Source organism: Desulfoluna sp. (genome assembly GCF_030145185.1).
GTDB lineage: Bacteria > Desulfobacterota > Desulfobacteria > Desulfobacterales > Desulfolunaceae > Desulfoluna.
Genome location: NZ_JAQYWB010000017.1, coordinates 1 through 19814 on the forward strand (window position 1 = coordinate 1; position 19814 = coordinate 19814).

General features: G+C 54.6%; 20 protein-coding genes. 14 read left to right on the forward strand and 6 right to left on the reverse strand.

Annotation, left to right across the window (positions count from 1 at the left end; genetic code table 11):
* The 10 genes from Q1Q75_RS22595 to Q1Q75_RS07115 form a co-directional block, all read left to right on the forward strand.
* On the forward strand, positions 1–179 hold a 179-nt coding region (locus Q1Q75_RS22595), incomplete at its 5' end, for a Fic family protein (RefSeq protein ID WP_366945176.1).
* Positions 180–320: 141 nt separating this feature from the next.
* Entirely contained in the window at positions 321–785 is a 465-nt protein-coding gene (locus Q1Q75_RS07075) for a MarR family transcriptional regulator (protein WP_300668647.1), read from the forward strand.
* Positions 772–1959, forward strand: coding sequence for an MFS transporter (locus Q1Q75_RS07080; protein ID WP_300668649.1), 1188 nt, complete (start codon positions 772–774; stop codon positions 1957–1959). Before Q1Q75_RS07075 ends, Q1Q75_RS07080 begins: the two co-directional genes overlap by 14 nt.
* Entirely contained in the window at positions 1956–2762 is an 807-nt protein-coding gene (locus Q1Q75_RS07085) for a DUF169 domain-containing protein (RefSeq protein WP_300668651.1), read from the forward strand. Before Q1Q75_RS07080 ends, Q1Q75_RS07085 begins: the two co-directional genes overlap by 4 nt.
* Positions 2763–2777: 15 nt before the next feature.
* Positions 2778–3128 (forward strand): 4Fe-4S binding protein, encoded by a 351-nt coding sequence (locus tag Q1Q75_RS07090; RefSeq protein WP_300668653.1) that lies wholly within the window; start codon positions 2778–2780, stop codon positions 3126–3128.
* 141 nt (positions 3129–3269) lie between these two features.
* On the forward strand, positions 3270–3944 hold the full coding sequence (locus Q1Q75_RS07095; RefSeq protein ID WP_300668654.1) for a response regulator: 675 nt from the start codon (positions 3270–3272) through the stop codon (positions 3942–3944).
* Positions 3925–5373, forward strand: coding sequence for a HAMP domain-containing sensor histidine kinase (locus tag Q1Q75_RS07100; RefSeq protein ID WP_300668656.1), 1449 nt, complete (start codon positions 3925–3927; stop codon positions 5371–5373). The genes Q1Q75_RS07095 and Q1Q75_RS07100 overlap by 20 nt, the downstream gene beginning before the upstream one ends.
* A 320-nt stretch (positions 5374–5693) precedes the next feature.
* Complete coding sequence (locus Q1Q75_RS07105) at positions 5694–6290, forward strand: PepSY domain-containing protein (RefSeq protein ID WP_300668658.1); 597 nt, start codon at positions 5694–5696, stop codon at positions 6288–6290.
* Between the two features lie 244 nt (positions 6291–6534).
* The gene (locus Q1Q75_RS07110; RefSeq protein WP_300668660.1) at positions 6535–7353 is read left to right on the forward strand and encodes a 4Fe-4S binding protein; all 819 of its coding nucleotides are present in this window, start codon (positions 6535–6537) and stop codon (positions 7351–7353) included.
* Between the two features lie 375 nt (positions 7354–7728).
* Positions 7729–9969, forward strand: coding sequence for an ATPase, T2SS/T4P/T4SS family (locus tag Q1Q75_RS07115; protein WP_300668662.1), 2241 nt, complete (start codon positions 7729–7731; stop codon positions 9967–9969).
* A 12-nt stretch (positions 9970–9981) separates the two neighbouring features.
* Here Q1Q75_RS07115 and Q1Q75_RS07120 read toward each other — a convergent pair whose 3' ends face one another.
* Positions 9982–10812 (reverse strand): type IV pilin protein, encoded by an 831-nt coding sequence (locus tag Q1Q75_RS07120; RefSeq protein WP_300668664.1) that lies wholly within the window; start codon positions 10810–10812, stop codon positions 9982–9984.
* A complete protein-coding gene (locus tag Q1Q75_RS07125) occupies positions 10809–11264 on the reverse strand; it encodes a hypothetical protein (protein WP_300668665.1) in 456 nt (151 codons plus the stop codon). The genes Q1Q75_RS07120 and Q1Q75_RS07125 overlap by 4 nt, the downstream gene beginning before the upstream one ends.
* Before the next feature lie 302 nt (positions 11265–11566).
* Between Q1Q75_RS07125 and Q1Q75_RS07130 the strand changes: the two genes are divergently transcribed.
* From Q1Q75_RS07130 to Q1Q75_RS07140, 3 genes are all read left to right on the forward strand, one after another.
* Entirely contained in the window at positions 11567–11992 is a 426-nt protein-coding gene (locus tag Q1Q75_RS07130) for a hypothetical protein (RefSeq protein ID WP_300668667.1), read from the forward strand.
* Between the two features lie 38 nt (positions 11993–12030).
* The gene (locus tag Q1Q75_RS07135; RefSeq protein WP_300668669.1) at positions 12031–12624 is read left to right on the forward strand and encodes a DUF922 domain-containing protein; all 594 of its coding nucleotides are present in this window, start codon (positions 12031–12033) and stop codon (positions 12622–12624) included.
* A 188-nt stretch (positions 12625–12812) separates the two neighbouring features.
* The gene (locus Q1Q75_RS07140) at positions 12813–13292 is read left to right on the forward strand and encodes a hypothetical protein (protein ID WP_300668670.1); all 480 of its coding nucleotides are present in this window, start codon (positions 12813–12815) and stop codon (positions 13290–13292) included.
* 114 nt (positions 13293–13406) lie between these two features.
* Here Q1Q75_RS07140 and Q1Q75_RS07145 read toward each other — a convergent pair whose 3' ends face one another.
* The 4 genes from Q1Q75_RS07145 to Q1Q75_RS07160 all read right to left on the reverse strand — a co-directional run bounded on the left by Q1Q75_RS07145 (position 13407) and on the right by Q1Q75_RS07160 (position 17060).
* A complete protein-coding gene (locus Q1Q75_RS07145) occupies positions 13407–15026 on the reverse strand; it encodes a BCCT family transporter (protein WP_300668672.1) in 1620 nt (539 codons plus the stop codon).
* A gap of 61 nt (positions 15027–15087) precedes the next feature.
* The gene (locus tag Q1Q75_RS07150; protein ID WP_300668674.1) at positions 15088–15393 is read right to left on the reverse strand and encodes a hypothetical protein; all 306 of its coding nucleotides are present in this window, start codon (positions 15391–15393) and stop codon (positions 15088–15090) included.
* A gap of 355 nt (positions 15394–15748) precedes the next feature.
* Positions 15749–16126 carry a RidA family protein gene (locus Q1Q75_RS07155; RefSeq protein WP_300668675.1) on the reverse strand — a complete coding sequence of 126 codons (378 nt, stop codon included), beginning with the start codon at positions 16124–16126 and terminating at the stop codon, positions 15749–15751.
* Positions 16127–16175: 49 nt separating this feature from the next.
* A complete protein-coding gene (locus tag Q1Q75_RS07160; protein ID WP_300668677.1) occupies positions 16176–17060 on the reverse strand; it encodes a dihydrodipicolinate synthase family protein in 885 nt (294 codons plus the stop codon).
* A 606-nt stretch (positions 17061–17666) separates the two neighbouring features.
* Between Q1Q75_RS07160 and Q1Q75_RS07165 the strand changes: the two genes are divergently transcribed.
* A complete protein-coding gene (locus tag Q1Q75_RS07165) occupies positions 17667–19616 on the forward strand; it encodes a sigma 54-interacting transcriptional regulator (RefSeq protein WP_300668679.1) in 1950 nt (649 codons plus the stop codon).
* The last annotated feature ends 198 nt before the right edge of the window (positions 19617–19814 follow it).

Below are 19814 nucleotides of genomic sequence, written 5' to 3' on the forward strand. Positions count from 1 at the left end.
TGCAGGCCCTATCCCACCCCCCCACCTTTCGAAAAATCGACCTCAATCCGACATTGGAAGACGAATGGATCGAGCGCACCCAGCCCGACTCACCGCGCAGCCCGACACAGCGTTACCGGTTGACGCGCAAGGGCCACCGATGGCTGCGACGAGAGGGCAAACGGTTCAAGAAAAATTAAGTCAAAGGCCCTTATTTCCCAATAAAAACACATCCACAGCGTCATCAATCTCGATACAATGTAACCGATTGGCCTTGACATCGGGCCCAATAGTTAATTAGTTAACTATAAATCAATTAACTTTTCACCCGGAGCCCTGCCATGCACAAAAAACCTGACTATGACCTTGAAAATTCATTGGGAATGCTTCTCGACTGGGCCTCTCAGTTCATGCGGCTTGAGCTCAACCGCAAATTTACAGCGGCAGGAATCGACGCGACCTCCGAACAGTGGAAGGTGATGATTATCCTCTGGTTTGAAGACGGGCTGACGCAGCAGCAGCTGGCTGAAAAAACGCACAAGAGCAAGGTCTCCCTGGTCAAACTCGTGGACGGACTGGAACGCCGAGGCCTGGTAAATCGGCGGCCTGATCCGAACGATCGCCGAAGCAACCACATTTTTCTCACACCAAAGGGCATGAGCATTCAGGAACAACTCATCGGATTGGCCAAAGACAATCTGGCACAGGCCACAGCGGATATTAATCCGCAAGAACTGGCCCTGTGCATCAACGTACTCAAGCAAGTCCTCGTCAACATGAAAGGATGCGACAGTGAAATCGACTGAAGGGGTCGCCCCGGCCATCCTCTCCGTGGCCCTGCTTACCGTCATGGCGGGCGCTGCCATCTCCCCGGCGGTGGCCACCATCGCGGACGCGTTTTCAAGTACTCGACCCGAGATCATCAAACTGGTCGTGACATTGCCCCCGCTGATGGTCATCCCCTTTGCACTGCTCGCAGGCAGGTTGACCGACGCCTTTGGCAAAAAAAAGGTCCTGCTGACCGGATTGTGGCTGTATCTCATCGGGGGCATCGGGGGAGGATTTGCTTCAACCATTCACGTCCTGTTGTTTTGCCGTGCCCTGCTCGGTCTCTCCGTCGGGCTGATCATGCCCATCTCGACCGCCCTTGTTTCCGATTTTTTTGAAGGAGAGAAGGCCACACGCATGATGGGGTGGATCAGTGCCTCAAACCACCTGGGCGGCATGGCGGCACAGATCCTCTCCGGTGCCCTGGCCACCTTGTGCTGGCGTTATTCCTTCGGGGCCTATGGCCTGGCTTGCGTTGCCATTGCCATGGTTCTCTTCTATCTACCGGAGCCTGCCGGAAAAAAGAGACCCTGCACCAGCCCAAAGCCCAGGCTGTCGGTGCCTGTTTACCTCTGCGCGGGTGCCATATTTCTGCTGATGCTTGTGTTTTATACCGTGCCTGTCAACATCGCGCTGTTCATCGCAAAAACCGGCATGGGCGATGCCTCGTCATCGGGCATGGCGTGTGCCTTTATCACGGGCGGGGGCTTTGTGATGGGGCTCTGTTTCCAACGGGTCTATACCGCGTTGAAGTATTTTTCGGTGGTGGTGGGAATCGCTCTCATGGCCTGTGGCCTGGGATTTCTTTCCGGTGCCGAGACCCTGCCCCCTGTGTTTTTCGGGGTCGCCCTCGTGGGCCTTGGGGAAGGCTATCTTCTGCCCTATATCTTCCACTGCGTCAGGACGTCCGTGGATGTCGACCAGTCTGTCTCCGCCATGGCCCTGATCAGCAGCATGATGTACCTGGGTCAATTCTCATCCCCTCTTCTCATCGACAAAATCGGAAGCCACTGGATGGCCCAAACCACGGGAAGCCCTTTTCTTGTGGCTTGCTGGCTGAGTTCGGCGGCCGCTGCCCTTGTGCTCCTCCTTATCGTACTCATCCATAAAAGCGACTCTCACCTCGCCAAGCCAAAGGAGACTCCATCATGAAAAGTCTAATCGTTGAAAAATTAAACCCTGCTCTAGAGACCGTGGTCCTCTTAAGGACCGATACAAAACCCGCCCAGGCCACCCAGGCCTCGGCAGGACGATACTATTGCGTCATGACCCTCTTTGCCCAGGCCGTCACGCGGGGAAAAACCGTGATCTTTGATCGTGAAACCTATGGGTGCCCGGGGGCCTGCGCCGGCCTGGGATTCGGCACGGCCTACGACAAGGCCCTGGGAGGCCTGGAGACTTTTTCAGCTTTTTTTTCCAAGGGACTGGAAGACGCGGTCGACAAAGAGGCTTACACGGCCATGGCGGACAAGGTGAATCCCCATGTCCGCAAAAAACTTATGGAAGGCGAGCGGCTCTATTGTTCCAAGGAGAGGGCTCTCACCTGGATCACCCAAGACCTTCCCGTGTATGATTTTCCGGAAAAGTACCGGGTCATTAAGCCCTTGAATGAGCTGGCGGAAGATGAAACCCCAGAGTCCGTGATTTTTACCGTCAACCCCATCCAGTTCAGCGCCCTCATGACCCTGGCCGGTTCCATTCGAACAGGAATCAACGAGACCGTCACCCCACAGGGCGGCGCCTGCCAAATGCTCGGCGCTTATGTGTTCAACGAAGCGGAATCGACCAATCCAAGGGCCGTCCTCGGCATGATCGACCTGGCCGCCCGAATCAATGTCAGAAAGATCCTCCCGGATGATGTGCTGACCTACGCCCTGCCCTGGGAATTGTTCCTGAAACTGGAAGAAGCGGCGGAGGAAGGAATTTTCAAATCTCCCCTGTGGACAGAGCTGTAATAAAAAGGGCCGATCATGAAACATTGCCACACAGGACACGGAGAACATAAACATCGTCACGAAATCGGAAAGCATCATCACCGCAATGCATACAGGGTTCTTTGCAGGGCAGGCGTCGGGGGAGTGGTCCAAAGCCCATCGGTGCCACCCTCTCCTCCCGGACACCCACCCTTGGAAACAAGATCACAGAGACGTCAAGGCGTTCAGGTAGATACTGAAAAATGTGTCGGGTGCCACATGTGTGAAAAAGTCTGTCCGACGGGTGCCATCACCGTGACGGATATTGCCGTGGTCCACAGGGACATCTGTCGGGGGTGCGGCCAATGTGTTGAAGCTTGCCCGCGAAAAGCCATCTCATTTCTTTAACGAAAGAAAACCACAGACGACAGGAACATGATGCAAGGGCCATTGTTCCCGCAGAGGTGTTCCCTCTCTTAAAAAAAGACCGGAGAGGGTGCACGCACCCCTCTATATGAATCACATCATTCATGAGGCCGATAACACACCATGCGCATATTACTGGTCGAAGACGACGAAAAAATCGCGGCGTTTATCGCCAAGGGCTTAAAGGAAGCCGGATACACCGTGGACCATGCCGCCAACGGCACCGACGGCCTCCACCTGGCCTTGACCGAAACCTACGATGCCGGCATCTTCGATATCATGCTGCCGGAAATCGACGGCCTCCAGATCATCGAGACAATGCGCGGCAGCGACATCAACATGCCGCTGATCATCCTGAGCGCCCGGCATCGGGTAGACGACCGCATCAAGGGGTTGCAAACCGGAGCGGACGATTACCTGGTCAAGCCCTTCTCCTTTTCTGAGCTGCTGACCCGCGTGCAGGCCCTGATCCGCCGCTCCCGAGGCACCACCGACCCCACCAGCCTGAGCATGGCGGATCTCACCCTGAACCTGCTCACCCGGGAAATTGTCCGCGCGGGCCGAGACATTGAACTGCAGCCGCGGGAGTTTGCCCTCCTGCAGTTCCTGATGCAAAATGCCGGGAAAGCGATCTCGAAAACCGCGATCCTGGAGCACATCTGGGGATATAACTTTGACCCTCAGACCAACACCGTCGATGTTCTGGTCTGTCGCCTGCGAGCCAAAATCGACAAAGAGTTTCCCGAAAAACTGCTGCATACCTTACGGGGGGTCGGATATGTTCTCAAAGCGCCTTGAGGGCCTCAAGCGCAACACAGGAGTCAAGCTGACTTTCTGGTATGCCCTGATTTTTATCTTGAGCTGGCTGATTCTTTTTGCGGTTGGGTTCACCATCATCAACGCATCGATCCGCGCGAAAGACCATCAGATCATTACCCAGATGCTCGAAAAATACCTGGTCATTTCCAAAACCCAAGGGGTGGATGCCCTGATGGCCTCTTTAAAGCAGGACCAGCTGTCCCACATCACCGGGAGTTTTTTTGTGATGGTCAAAGCGCCGGACGAATCCATCCTCTACCTGTCCCTCCCCTATGGATGGCGGGCGGTGCCCACAAAAGGCATTTGGAACCGCCTGCCATTTTCAGAGCGTGCCTGGGTCACGCAGAGAACGGACCAGGCCCTCCACACCGATGGTGATATCCGTGATGATTCATTGGAAATCCTGGGCAGAACATCTAAAAACGGCTTCAGACTGCAGGTGGGTTACTCGGCCCAGTCGCGGGAAGAGTTTCTGGAACATTTAAGGGACCTGTTTCTCTACATCATGGGGCCACTCATCGCCCTCAGCGTATTCATTGGCTCCCTCCTCGCCCGACGCGCCCTCAAGCCGGTTCGGGACCTCACCGAGGCGGTGGCAGGGGTCCTGTCCGGCAGGATCGACACCCGAGTTCCCGTCCATGGGACCGAAAACGAACTGAAAATCCTGGCCGGGCAATTCAACACCATGCTCGACCGCATCGAAGCCCTGATCAACGGCATGCGCGAGGCCCTGGACAATGCGGCCCACGACCTGCGCACCCCCCTCATGCGCATGCGAAGCGCCATCGAGACCAGCGTGGTCTCCGAAGACCCGGACACCCTTCGCGAAGCTCTTCTGGACTGTGCCGAAGAATCTGAACGCATCTCCACCATGCTCACAGCTCTCATGGATATCTCCGAGGCAGAAACCGGCGTGATGAAGCTCACCTGTTCCGAGTTCATCCTTGCCGATCTCCTGGAAGAAATCAGGGACCTCTTCTTCTACCCCGCCGAAGAAAAACACCATGGCCTGGACACCCACGTTCCGGCGGAACTCATCGTAAACGCCGATTACGCACGCCTCCGGCAGGTGCTCTGCAACCTGATGGATAACGCCATCAAATACACCCCCGAAAACGGCCACATCACCCTCTGCGCAACACAAAGCGAGGCACAGCTTACCCTCACGATCACAGACACCGGCATCGGAATTCCAGCCCATGACCTGCCCCGTATCTTCGACCGGCTCTACCGCAGCGACAAAAGCCGCTCACAAAAAGGGCTGGGCCTCGGCCTCTCCCTGGTGAAAGCCGTGGTCAACGCCCACAACGGCAGCATCGAAGTCAACAGCAGCCCCGATGAAGGCACCACCTTCAGGGTCAACCTGCCAAACACACCAAAAAACATGCCTCCGGCAGCAAGGGGATGATCCCAGGTTACGAAAGCTCCGAGCCCTCGTTCCTCGTGCACCTCACATTCGCTGACGGGCTTCGCAAAAGCTTATCGGCTGTACCGGCGTAGGGGCTGCCATGAAAATAAATCAGCGTCAAAACAGTAAGTTGTCAGAGACAATGAGGAACCGATACATTTTTAAAACCTGTTTATCAAACTTTTCAAAAGTTTGGCCCCCGGCAGGGCCGCCTTTCTTCCTTCCTTTCAAAACTGTCATCCTCCTGTAAGCGTTCTGAAAGGCCCCTTCTGTGATGATGACCTCCAGCGAATACAAACAAATCTCAAATGGAGGTCCCCATGAATAAAAAGTGCACCCTCATGACAGCCGGTTTTCTGGCCTTTCTGAGTTCTCTATCCCTTCTGGGCTCCGTGGCACTGGCCGACGACCACCCCAACGGTATGAAGGCCGCGATCGCTCGAGGACGGGCGAACGTTTCCCTGGAGGAGGTCATCGACAAGGTCGCCACCGATTCCAATGGGCGCGTGGTTGAGATCCATTTCGAAGAGATGGACTCTTTCTTCTCCTTCGGAGACGGCCCCCTCGTCTATGAGGTCGAGGCTGTTACCCCTGAAGGGGTAATGGAATACAGGGTGGATCCGAAAGACGGCAACATCATTTCAAGCAACAGGGATCGCCTGGCCACCTTTCATTACCGGAACCTTCCAGAGGGCATGGAACTCACCCTGAAACAGGCCATTGCCAAAGCCGAAAAAACAAGGGTCGGAGTGGTCACCAGCGCAACACTTGAGGAAGAAGGGGGAAACTTTTTCTATCATCTGCGGATAAATGAGGCAGGCACCGACCAAAGCCTTCTCATCGACCCCCTGAACGGAAACATCTATCCGGTCTCTTCTCATCATTCAGAGAAAGGGAACGACGACCATGAGTCATAAAAGAAAACCCGTCTATCACCCCTCCATTTTCCTCCGGCGGCCGGGGTGGCAAAGCCTCTTCATCTAAAAGGCCAGAGCCCCCCAGGTTGCAAGTCATCTCACCCTTCGCGCGTCGGTGTGAGATGACTTGCGAAAATTATTACAAAACGCCGACCATACCCGTTTAAAAAATCTTGCACTTTATTTTTTGCTCGACAGAGCCGCACAAGGCCCTAACATCATCACGACAACAAGGAAAAAGACCATGGCCCCCAAATCAACTGAAAAAAAATGGGACGGGATTCACCTGCTTCACCTGCGCGATTTCGTTCGCCTGATGACCGTCCTCCTCTTTCTCCCCTGGATTGCCTGGGTGCCAGAGACCCTATTTGGCACAGAGCTGGACGTTGAGATGGAGGTGATCGTCCTGCTGATGTTTGTCCTCTTCGGATCATTCTGGTGCGGTTGGATCTGCCCCTTCGGAAACGCCGACTACTTCATCAGCAAGATCGGGAAAAAAATGTTCCCAAGCCTTCAGAGAGACCTCCCGGAAAAAGTGGACAAGCCCCTGCGGTACCTGAAGTACCTCTTCCTCACCGGATTCGTCTTTGTCATCATCTCAGAAGGGATCGATTACTTCTGGGGGGATCACATGATCATGTATAAAGCCACGGCCTTCACCTGGGGGTATATCAAAGCCAAAAAAGTCTTCATTCTCCTGATTCCGCTTTTGATCCCCCGTTTTTTCTGCAAGTACATCTGCTTCCAGAAAGCAGGTTACAACCTCATCAATCGCTTTCTCCCGCTGACCGTCATCAAGCGGGAGGCCTCCGCCTGCCTCTCCTGCCGTCGCTGCGACCAGGTCTGCCCTGTTCAGATCAAGATATCGGAAAAAGCGACCATCGCAGGGGGCGACTGCCTGGGGTGCTACAACTGCATCGACACGGGCGTGTGCCCGGAGAAAGCCGATGCCATTTATCTTTCGTTTCTCGGAACCCGGGTCAACCCGTGGGTCTTCTGTCTGGGTGCCCTTATTTTCTATTATCTCGTGACCTGGATGATCCACATCGCCCCCATTCACTGAGTTTTCAGCCTTTTCTTCAGAGATTAAGGGCTCACGCAAAAAAGAACGTCACGATGCCTATAAAAATGCCGCAGCGATTTGACCCGAAAACGAGGGTTAAATCGCTGCGGCACCACGCGTTCAAGATGATTTTTCCGTCAAGGGTGCCCCCCAATCCAAAAAACCAAATCTACTGGCCGCCATATGTACTTTTCTCCCGGTGTGTGTGAGAATAAGTCCACGTTTCTTTTTTATTCCTGCGGCGACGATCTCTATCGGCCCCTCAACTCCTCTGTGACCCCAGCCACCTTAAACCAGCTTCCTTTCTAAAACCCTTCACCCGAGGCGTCTCTGTACGAAGTGCGTGAATACCCACCCACACCAAGGGGAGAGATGATGACTAACGAGTCTGATAAGGGGAATCCCCTTAAAGCGCACAAACATAAACGATTGGGGGACCTGCTGATCCAGGCCGGTATTCTTTCCCCGAACGACCTGCAAAAAGCCCTGAACGCCCAGAGAACCACCACGAAAAAAATCGGTCAGATTCTCATGGATATGGGCATCGTGGATGATATCCAGATAGCCAGGGCCTTATCCACCCAGTTAAACATCCCGCTCCTCCACCTGTCGGAGATCCATGTTTCATCCGAGGTAATCGCCCTGGTCCCGGCTGAAATGGCGGAGAGCTACCTGCTTTTACCGATCACAGAGGAAGAGGGAGAGCTGGTGGTCACCATGGCCAATCCCCTGGAATTTTATGCCCTGGATGATTTACGATTCATGACCCAGAGACCTATTAAAATAGCGGTCTCTCCCCAGAGTGAGGTCCTGGCCGCCATTGATAAATACTACCCCAAAAAGGGAATCGGCCTCCAGGAGACACTTCAGGATGAGGCGGCGATAGAGTTGATTAAGTCGGTTGAGCCCCAGGAAAAAGAGGTGGATAAAAGCATGCTGACACGTATCGTCGAAGACCCTCCGGTGGTGCGGTTTGCCAACAGCATCCTCGCGGACGCCGTGAAACTCAAAGCCAGTGATATTCATATTGAGCCGCGCCAGGCCTCGGTGATCATCCGCTACCGAATCGACGGCATCATGCGTGAGATTCTAAAAACCGACAAACTCATCCACGCCGCCCTGGTCTCCCGAATCAAGGTCTTCTCAGGAATGGATATCTCTATCCGTCGCAAGCCCCAGGATGGACGCGCCCAGGTCAAATACGGCGGCATTGCCTATGATTTACGCGTGTCTTCCTTTCCCACCTCCTACGGTGAAAAAATCACGATACGAATTCTCAACCCGGAATCTGCCAAAATGAGTTTTGAAAACCTCGGGCTGCAGGGGGCACACTATAAAAGCCTTGAAAACAGCATCCGCAGGCCCCAGGGTCTCATTTTGGTGACGGGGCCCACGGGCAGCGGAAAATCGACGACGCTCTATGCCTGCCTCAACCGGCTGAACTCTTCGGAGGTCAATATCATCACGGTGGAGGACCCCGTGGAGTACAAAATCGACGGAATCAACCAGGGCCAGATCAATCCCAAGGCCGGCATCACCTTTCCTTCGGCCCTGAGATCCATCCTGAGACAGGACCCGGACATTGTCATGATCGGTGAAATTCGAGACGGCGAAACAGCATCCATTGCCTGTCAGGCGTCACAAACGGGACACCTTGTGCTCTCAACCCTGCACACCAATGACACGCCGTCGGCCATCACTCGCCTGCTGGACCTCGGGGTCGATGCCTTTGTGGTGGCAGACTCGGTGGTGGCGTGCGTGGGGCAGCGACTGGTCCGACGCATCTGCGATCAATGCAAAACACCGGATGAGCTGTCAGCTCAGTTTCTCGATAAAATACCAACCGGCCACAGCGGCGGGGAACACGTCCAATACTACAAAGGAGAAGGCTGCGAAGCCTGTCGGTATTCCGGGTATGTCGGTCGCATCGGCATTTATGAGATTCTACGGATCACCCCATCCGTCCAGTCCCTCATCAAAAAAGACGTGTCGGCGACCATGATTAAAAAGCAGGCCATGCAGGAGGGGTTCCAGCCCTTTTTCATGGATGGGCTCCTGAAAGCCCGGCAAGGGTTGACCACCATCGGCGAGGTGCTCCGCGTGGCCTCTCCAGAGTCCCTGGATGACGAGGCCTCCGGCACGGCCCCCGGGCCTTCAACGCCTGATGAAGCCCTTCCCGAGACGGCTTGCAAACTCTATGAACCCATGCCCCGTGTCACGAGTGTGGGCCACCCCACCGTTCTGGTCGTCGATGACAAACAGATAGAACTCGAAATGATGTCCCACCTCTTAAAAACCCAGAATTATCGCATCATTAAGGCAACAAATGGCACAGAAGCCCTTAAAATGGTGTACCAGGCCATGCCGGACCTCATCGTGACGGATTACATGATGCCAGAAATGGATGGCCTCACGCTGATCAAGAAACTCAAATCAGAAATCACGACCCGGATGATTCCGGTCATCATGTTGACGGCGAATGAAGATCTTCAATCTGAAGTGGAGGTGCTGGGGGTGGGTGCCGATGATTATATGACAAAGCCCGTCAACTATGAACGGTTCATTGCCCGGGTCAACAGGCTGATTCAAAGGAGACTCGAAGCGGCGGAACGGTAAACCTTCCGGTGCCTACTCGAAGGCCTCCGTGGCAATGACCTGAACCTTGTCTATCAAGGCCCCCAGCCCGTTGCTCTGTCCGGGGATTTCAGACAATGAAAGGCGGATGGGCTGGCCTGTGCCGGTCACCCGAAGAGTATACTCTGTCCACTCCCGGGTCGGAGGTGAAAAGGTGCCTTTCGCTTCCCCGCCCCAACCGACAGAGAAATCTGAGGAGTTGGCTGTTCTGGCCCGTGCCATGATCTTCACCTCATAAATTCTTCCCGCTTCCGTTGCCACCTCCTGTGACATGGTATCGGTGGCCCGGCCCCCATCCAGCTCGACGATATAGCCCCCGTTTGGAGACTTGTAGCCAAGAAATCCATCTTTCCACATTTCAATGGCACCGGTATTTGAATCCCATCCTTTGATTTTGCTTGTGGAAACCGCCGCCCACGAGGAGATTGTTTGATCAACCAGATCGAAATCAAAATTTTGGATCAGATTTTCACCCGTGGGCACTTGGGGCTGAGGAGGGTGGGCAACCGAGGTATGATGCAGCGAGCATTGCACCTGCCCATATCCCGGGACCTCAATGGAAGAGCTGCTCCACGTATAAACGCCCCCCCGTGGGCATTGCAATGAGGTGATATATTCCGGCGTAAAAACATCGTTTTCGAAAAAATAGCCTTGGGTCCGTGTTTCGATATCCCTGCGAAGCAAGAGACAGTTGGCGGCATAGACTTTTTCCCGATAGTTCATGTACCTTGGAAGGGCAATAGAACTCAGCACCCCGACGATGGCGACGACCACCATAAGCTCGATAAGAGAAAAGCCTGCTTGGTTCTTCTTTGACTTTTTCATGGAATAAGCTCGGGTATGGGTTTGTTTGTTGTGATGCGAAGATGGGAGAAGCCATGAAGTTCTGCATTGGGGCATTCCACGGAATAACCATCATTTTCGAGTGTCAAAATGTAAGGTTTGTGGTTCAGCGGACACGCATAGTCACCGAGTTCCTTCTGATCCAACTGAAGCCTCTGAACTATTTTCCACAGATTATCAATGCATGCGTCGGTTTGCCTGTCGGTCTCGGTCGTTCCAAGCCGATGCGGTTTGGCATTCTCTTTTTGAAGAGCGAATATCCGGGGCACCTGAAAGGCAATAATAACAACGCAGAGTCCCAGGATAAGGAAATAGATCACCCGATAGTCTTTTTTCTTTTTCTTTTCCTGCTGCTGTTTCTGCCGCGCTGTCTCTTCTTTGGAAAACTCAGCGATGGCTTTTTCGGCGATATCCAACTCTTTGTTTTCATCCATCATGACCGCGAAGCCCCTGTTGTTTGCTTTTCCACCGACGCACCCAGCCCACCCAAAGGCAGCCCCAATGGCAGCCATCACACACCAGGACCAGGGCACTTTCATTTTTAAAGGAGGATGGTTAAGTATACAGGAACACAGGTGTTTTTACAAAAAAATTAGGGACATAAAAAAAACCAGCCGACGAGACGCCCCAAATCGTCACCGGGAACCGGCCTGTCACAACGTCTCCATCTGTACATTTAAATCCGCGTATGAGAACATAGTCATACCTTACTTATTTATAACCTTGGGGAGAGCCTATGCCCACAGCCCTGGTTGCCCTTTTGTTCTGCTCCGTTGTCGTCCTTGTGATTCTGCGGTTGATTTACAACCCGGATGACGAGATAACGATACCGGAAGAGGAGATGGCCCCTTTTCACGTCGTGATCACCCCGTATGAACTGGCCTGCGAGCACGCCATACGGAAACGTGAGGCGGTGCCCTGGGAGGAGATCCATGAAATCGTTCTCATCACGGCCTTCGAAGGCCCCATGATCCCCTCGTTCTGGCTGATTTTTGTGGGAGAGGGAAAAGGGTGCTCCATCCCGACGGAGGCCAAGGGCTTTCAACAGCTCTGGGATCAGATCGAGACCCGATTCCCCGGATTTGATGTGCAGGCCGTGCTCAAACCGGAAACAGACAAAGCAAAAAAGAGTGTCTGGAGGCAGGCTGAGGTCACCCATTGACTCCGAGCCCCCCTCGCAAACACGTGACAATAAGGCAAATGATGAAAAAAAGAATCCTGGTTTCCCTTGCGGCCCTCATCTTCTTTGCAGTCCTTACCCTCTTTGCGCCCACGGCCGGGGCCAGCCCCACGGTCACCGTCACCACCGAGACCTACGATATTTACGGGGCCACTGCCCAGGAGCTGAGAGACCAGATGGTTCTCTTCGGCGTCACATGGAAAGACGGGAAAAAATACGACGCCCTGACCACCTGGATCACCCGGTGGCACTACACCTGGGAGTCCGGCATCCATCACTGTGAGATCTCCGGCGTCGAAACCTCGGTGGAAGTGCTCTTCCGTCTCCCAAAGTGGGTGAACAAGGCTGAATCTCCCCCGGCCTTGAGGCATCGATGGGAGCGTTACATGAAAGCCCTCCAAATGCATGAAAATGGCCATAAGGATATCGGCATTGCAGCCGCTGCAGACATTGAGGCGGCCATCGCCCGGATGCCCGCCGAACGAACCTGCGAGGCCCTGGAGTTGGCTGCCAATGCCCTGGGGGAAAGTATTCTCGAGACATACAGAGCGCTTGAAACGGACTACGACCGACACACCGGCCACGGCCAAACCCAGGGGGCGGTGTTTCCCTGACAACCCACCAGGGAACGGTGTTTCCCTGACAACCCACCAGGGAACGGTGTTTCCCTGACAACCCACCAGGGAACGGTGTTTCCCTGACAACCCACCAGGGAACGGTGTTTCCCTGACAACCCACCGGGGAACGACGAGTCCCCCAAGATCAGCAACACGGGGTTTCATCCCCGGGCAGGACGATACAGATGAGAATTACGCAAGATGACAAAAAGATCCTCCGCGTCGAGGAGAAAAACAGGACCATTGTATTGATCGCCGGAATTATTATGTCCTTCGCCCTGGTCCGGACCGGCTTTCTCATTTACACCTTCGGGCTTGCCTACGAGTCCTATCTCCACTGGATTTTCCTGGCAGTGATAGCGGGCATAGCCGGCAACAGCTTCATCGAAGAGGTGGACTTCACCTTTCATCGCATCAAACAAGAGATCTTCTGGAGCCGAAAGAAATTGTTCCGAAAGGAAAAAGCGGGCCGACTCTCTTTTTCCGACGTGGAGGACGTGAGGCTGGGGTATCGCGGGAAGGGAAAACTGGCCAAGTACCGCATCGAATTCATTGTAAAAGGCGAGTCCCTCCCCCTCTCGCCGGTCTACTTCCAGGGGGCACGGGCCAAAGAGAACTGCAACAGCATCGCCGGGCGCATCCTGGAAACGATCTCCAAGGGGTGATCCCCAACGTTGAAGGTGCGGGCAAGTCCCCAAATTGATGAAAACACAAAAAAAGGGCCCCCCGGTTCAAACCGGGGGGCCCTTCTCTTTTCACTGACGTCGACAGATCAGGCTTCAGGAAATAAATTCATCGCTTTTATCAACATAGTTTTTAGGCTGTCCCAGGAGAAACAGGCCCTCTTTGACCACAGAGACACACATAAAGAGGGTTAAAATCATCATGGGAAAACCGGCCAGGGAGAGCATCCCTCGAAGGGAGCTGACACCCCCTGAAGCCACAAGGAGATAGGCGATCGTTCCAGTGGTCAGACCCCAGATAATCTTAAGGCGGATGGGGGCCTCTTCTTCGACGCGCAACCCTTTGGTGGAGAGGGTGGCGAGCACGGAAGTCATGGGATCTGCCAGGGTGGCAAAAGAGATGGCCACGGTGATAACAAACACAACGATGAGCAATGTACTCATGGGAAACTGCTGAAAAATCGCATAAGCCGTGGATTCAAAGCCATTTTGCTGAACCGCGGCCCAGATATCGAAAACCCCTGACCATTGAAACTGAACCGCAGTGCCACCGAAGATGAACATCCAGACGTAACAGAATACGGTGGGGGGAAAGACGTTGACCAGAATAAACTGGCGAATGGTGCGCCCCCGTCCGAGGCGGGCCAGAAAAAGGCCCAGAAGCGGCGCATAGGTGAAAAAGGACGCCATAAAGACGGGGATCCAGTTGGCAGGCCAGGGATCGTTGGGAACCATGGCGTTTAAAAGCATGCTGTTTCTGAAGAAGTTCCCCACAAAGTACCCGAAGGCTTCGGTGCCGACGGTCAGGATAAAAAGGGTCGGCCCGAAGAGGAGGGTAAAGAGCATAAAAACAAAGAAGATCCTCGTGCACTGAGCGGAGAGGAATTGCATACCGCGCTTGATCCCGGTGGTGGAAGAGAAGGTGTACATGCCGATGACGCCAACGGCAAGGATGCCCCACATGACCTTGCCGAGGGTCACATTCAACAGGAACCCGACACCGCTGCCCAGCTGCATGAGACCGGCCCCTAAGCTGCAGGCCACCGCGCAGCAGAGAGAAAAAAGACAGGTTGCGTGGATAATGGAGGTCATGGCAGGTCGCCATGAACGGGGAAACAGAGAGTAAACCCCAGCAGCTACCGATAAAGGATACCGCTTGTTGTAGGCCACGAGGGCGATGGCTACCCCGCAGATGGTATAAATACAGTACTGGGCCACGCTCCAGTGCAAGACAGCCTGGGAGATGGCAAAGATCCCTGCATCACGTGAGCCAGGAACGAGGGGGAGCCCTTGGGGGGGCTGCATCATGTGGAAAATAGGATCGCCCATCCCCCAGAAGAGAATACCGATGCCGATACATCCGCAAAGGGCCATGGAGAACCACTGCCACAGGGTGTACTCGGGCGTGGCATCCTCTCCCCCGAGCCTGATATTCCCAATTTTTGAGAAGGCGATACAGAAGGTAAAGATCACGATGGCCATGGAGCTGAAAACGTTCAACCAGCCAAAGTGGGTGCTGAGCCACCCTTTGCAGGTGTCTATAAAAATCTTAAACGCCCCCTGGTTCAACAGTCCCAGTCCGATGAAAAGAATCAGAACAATGTAGCCCGGCCAGAAGGCAAAGGGGTTGATCTTTTGCCGCTCACTCGCGTTGGCTTCCGTTTCGGAAGTGACAGGTTCACCCAAACCCGTTTCGAGCACGGCTGTTTGATTCATAATTTTTTCTCCGTTATTCGGTCCGCCCCATCCTGCCCATCCCTCCCCGCCGGGGTGAGTCTCACGAGAAAGGCGACAGATCGCCTTTGGCAGCAATGGACTCATCTGCCAGGCGCACGTTGACTCCGATGGCCTTGAAGGGTTCGGGCGGGCACCACCGCGGCGTGGTGGTCTTCTTCAGGTACCTCAGCTCTTCGCTGTTTTCGCCACAGGCCCACTCGGCCAGGTAGACCCCGAGCATGGAGCTGTGGTGGGTTAGGCCGGCGCCTTCGGCAGCGGCGTAAATGCGCTTGTTGACCTGGGTGAAGAGAGATTCCCCGTTAAGGGTCAGGGGAATCATCCCGCCGTAGACAGACTCGACGTTCACATGTTTCAATCAGGGAAAACGCGATTCAAAGAATCTACGCATCCGGTTGATCACATGATTGTGCAGCCTGAACCGCCGCCGGTGGTCACAAAGTCAAACGGGCCTTCAGATCATTGATATCGGCAGCTTTGTGTTCTTTGTGCCGTGACACATCAAACCAACCAAGATGTCCTGCCGCAACCGGAAAAATCTGTGCATCTCGCATGCCCCACCTTTAAAGGTTGATTTTCCATCGATCGAGAACTGAATCGTCATCAACGAGGCTCCAAAAAGAGACCGCGCCGTCGTTCCCACTCGAATTTTTGACAAAAAGGCGGTTGACGCCCCCTTTACCACCCTGTCAACCGCCAAAATGTCACTCCACCACGGCGATGGCTTCGATTTCAATCATCATGTCCAGGACAAGACGCGAGACCTCAACGCATGCCCTGGCGGGCTTATGACCGCCCATGACGTCGGCATAGACCTTATTCATGGCCCCCATCGCGTCCACATCGCTGATATAAAGGGTCACCTTGGCAAGGTTCTTCATGCCCATCTTATTGTGCTTTAAAAGCCCTTCAAGGTTGGCAAAAGCCTGCTTCGCCTGGGTGGTCATGTCGCTGCCCACCACCGCCCCGGTTTTCGGGTCAAGGGGCACCTGCCCGGAGATAAAGACCTGATTCCCCACGCGCATGGCCGGGCTGTAGAATGAGTCTTCAATATTAAAACCCGGAGTATACAAAGGCTCCATAGCGTCTCCTTCCTTTCACCAGCTCACGCCGGCCTGATCCTTACGTGCGTTAATAAAGCTCGATGGACTCAAGAACCGCATCGATATTCTTCATCTCTTCCTCGGTCAGGGGAAGGCGGGGAGCCCTTACCTCGCCTCCGACGAGGCCCACCTTGCCCATGATGTACTTGGTGGTCTGGGTCACCTTTCCGGCGGTCTCCAGGTACCGGGCAAGGGGGGTGTAGATATCGGTCAGAGCCCTGGCCTTTACGATGTCACCGGACTCGGCGAGCTCAAAAATATCCCGGGTGAGTCCGGGAGCAAAGTTGGCTCCCATGCAGACCCAGCCCTTGGCACCGGCTAAGAAGGACTCATGATGCATGTCTTCCCAACCGCAGAAGGGTGTAAGTTTCCCCTTGAGCTCGGTGGAAATCCGGGTGATACGTTTGATGTCCCCTGACGCTTCCTTGATGGCATCGACGTTGGGAAAGTCTGCAATCTCTTTGATCACATCAAAATCCATGTCCATCCCCGCACTTCCGGGATTGTTGTAAAGCAGAACCGGAGTGGTGATGGCCGCGGTGACATCTTTATAGAAAGCGATGATCTCGTCTTCCATCAGACCGGTCCCAGGGGGGGGGAGAATCATAACCCCGGCGGCCCCGTGAGCCCCGGCATGGTTGGTCAGATCAATCACGTCTTCTGTGCGGTGCGCGATGGTGCCCACCGTAAAGGGGATGCGCCCGTCGATCACTTTGGCGACATGCTCCACGAGAGCCTTGCGTTCGTCAAAGGTCATGGTGAGATACTCACCAAGGGCCCCGGCGACCATCACCCCATGGGCACCGACTTTGATGTAATGCTCGAGGTTTTTGGTCACCCCATCAAAATCGATGGCCCCATCTTTAAGAAATGGCGTCGCCATCACAATATACACGCCTTTTAACTTGCCCAATGGACTCTCCTCATTCATATATTAGTTCACATTTTTCTCAATAAGCGGGCATGCATCCCCACGCGTCTACGGGCGGACAAACACAGCCTGCCATCATGATTTTAAAGAAAACCTTCTAAAAAAAGACTTTCGTTCCAGCTTATTTTAAATCATTCATTTTCATGCATGCTTATAGGCAACCTTTGTGCCAAAACAATCAAATAGAGTATTAAAAAATCAAAATAAGACCATACACACTTAAAATAGGGGGAGTTACTACCGCCCAAGAAACTTGCCACAGGGTCCCTCTCCTCCCCAAAAATGTCGCCGCCCCCCTTCAGTCCCAATATAAGACAGTTGTCTCTGCTGCCTTGACGCCACTGTCCCATAATGATACAGGTTTATTGAAAATACGCAGAATTTGCCTGGGTGCTCTCCCTGGGGTCTTAGTCATATTGGGTGTTCAGGCTTGATAGGCTCTCCCTTCCATGGCCCCAAGGCAGCTATCACAAAGGTATCCCAGACAACGATAAACCTGCGAAAGAGCCCACAAGGCGCAAATAGATGAGCGCCCCTCTCGTTGTCCCATTTTGACACATTCACCCGAAGCACCGCCTGGAGCAACGCATGCATGACAGGATAGCCACACTCACCACCTGGAAAAAATTTATTGCCGGCCAGGAGATCGCCCCTGACGAGGTTTCTGACTATGTGCTCAAATCCTGGAAGACCTGCCGTCTCCAGGGCGTGGACCCCGAGGCCTCGCCTCCGGTGGAGGTGCTCACCGGCAAGGCCCTTGAGCGCGTGCTCAAAAATAACGCCGCCCTCATAGACGCGGCCCGGCCCATCCTGAACATGGCGGCCATCTCCAAACGGTCCACCAACTCCATTGCCCTTCTCTACTCGGTGGAGGGGGTGCTCCTTGCCGTGGAGGGGGACGAATCGGCGCTCTCTCTGGGAGAACGCGCCTTAAACAGACCAGGCTGCCTCTGCTCCCCGGAAAAAATGGGAGGACGGGCCATCACCCTCAGCCTTCAGGAGGGTCACCCCTTGAGCCTTTGCGGGGCCGAACACTACTGCAAAGAATTTCACCCCACTTCCTGCTACGCAGCGCCCATCTACAGCGAGAAGGGGGACACCGTGGGCTCCATCGGCATCTCTGGATGGACCCCCGAGTGGCATCCCCACACCCTGGCCCTGGTTACCTCGGCGGCTGAGGCCATCAGCACCCGATTGCGTGAAGCCGCCCTGGCCAAAAACCAGCACCGCCTCAACTCCATGCTCATTTCGGTCTACAACTCTCTTCCCGAAGCCATCCTGGGCCTGGACACCCAGGGCAGGATCACCCACGCCAACTCAAACGCCGCCGCCCTCCTCACCATGGAGGCCCAAGGGCTTTTGGGGTTGCGGGTAGGGAGCCTGCTCCATGACGGCTGCAAGGAAGAGGTCCTGGACCTCATCACCCAGGGCAAGGTCTCATCATGCGATATCCGATTTGCAGACAGCTTGGACACAACGCTTCACCACTGCCGCATCCAACCAACCCTGGTCTCCTCAGGCAAACCGGTGGGCATGACCTTGAGCATCACCACCCACAAACAGCTTGTAGACATGACCCAAAAGCTGGGCGGCAACTGCGCCATTCACGACTTTCACCACATCAAAGGGGATTCCCAAGAACTGAAAAAATGCATGGCATTGGCCCGCAAGGTCGCCGCATCCCACTCCCGGGTGCTGATCACAGGGGAGAGCGGAACGGGCAAGGAGCTCTTTGCCCAAGCCATTCACAACAACAGCCCCGTCCGAAAAGGCCCCTTTGTCGCCATCTCCTGCGCCGCCATCCCCAACCAGTTGATGGAGGCGGAATTCTTTGGCTATGTGGGCGGGGCCTTTACCGGCGCCCGCAGACAGGGGGCCACAGGCAAATTCGAGATCGCCTCCGGCGGGACCCTTTTCCTTGACGAGATCAACAGCCTCCCCCTGGATATGCAGGCCAAACTGCTGCGCGCCATTCAACAAGGTGAGATCGTGCGAGTGGGAGACACCGCCCCCACCCCGGTTCATGTGCGGATCATTGCGGCGACCAACCGGGACCTCATGCACGCGGTCCGTGACAAAAGCTTTCGGGAAGACCTCTACTACCGCTTAAACGTGGTGGAGTTAAAGCTCCCCCCCCTTCGCCTGAGGCCCTCTGACATCCCCATCCTGGCCCGACACATCATCGACACCATCAACAAAGACACAAAATGCCAGCCCTCAGAGATCACCGACGAGTTTCTCTCCGCCCTGACCTCCTACAGCTGGCCCGGCAATGTCCGAGAGCTCTACAACGCCTGTGAACGGGCCCTGGTCATGGCAGACGGTGAAGCCCTTTGCGCCGTCCATATCTCAGACCGCATCGAATGCCCCACAGGCTCGCCCAAAGGCATGCCCATAATCCCCCTTGAAGAGAGCATAAAAGTCCATATTAAACAGGCCATCGCCTTCCATAACGGCAACATGACCAAAGTCGCAGCCTCCCTTGGCATGCCTCGGAGCACCCTCTACCGCAAGTTGGAAAGGTACAAAATCAAATAAGAAAACTGTACAAAATATCTTAGCCCAAAGGCCAGACCTCCGAAGGCCATACGTTTACCTGTTTTGACGTTGGGCTTGGCAAACAGGTTTAAAAAACGGATTGCCCGGCAACAAAAAAACCGCCTGAAACGAGAGCGACGGGGGTTCCCGGTCTCTTTTCAAGCGGTCAGTCTCAGGAAGTTGATTGCTTAGACCCTT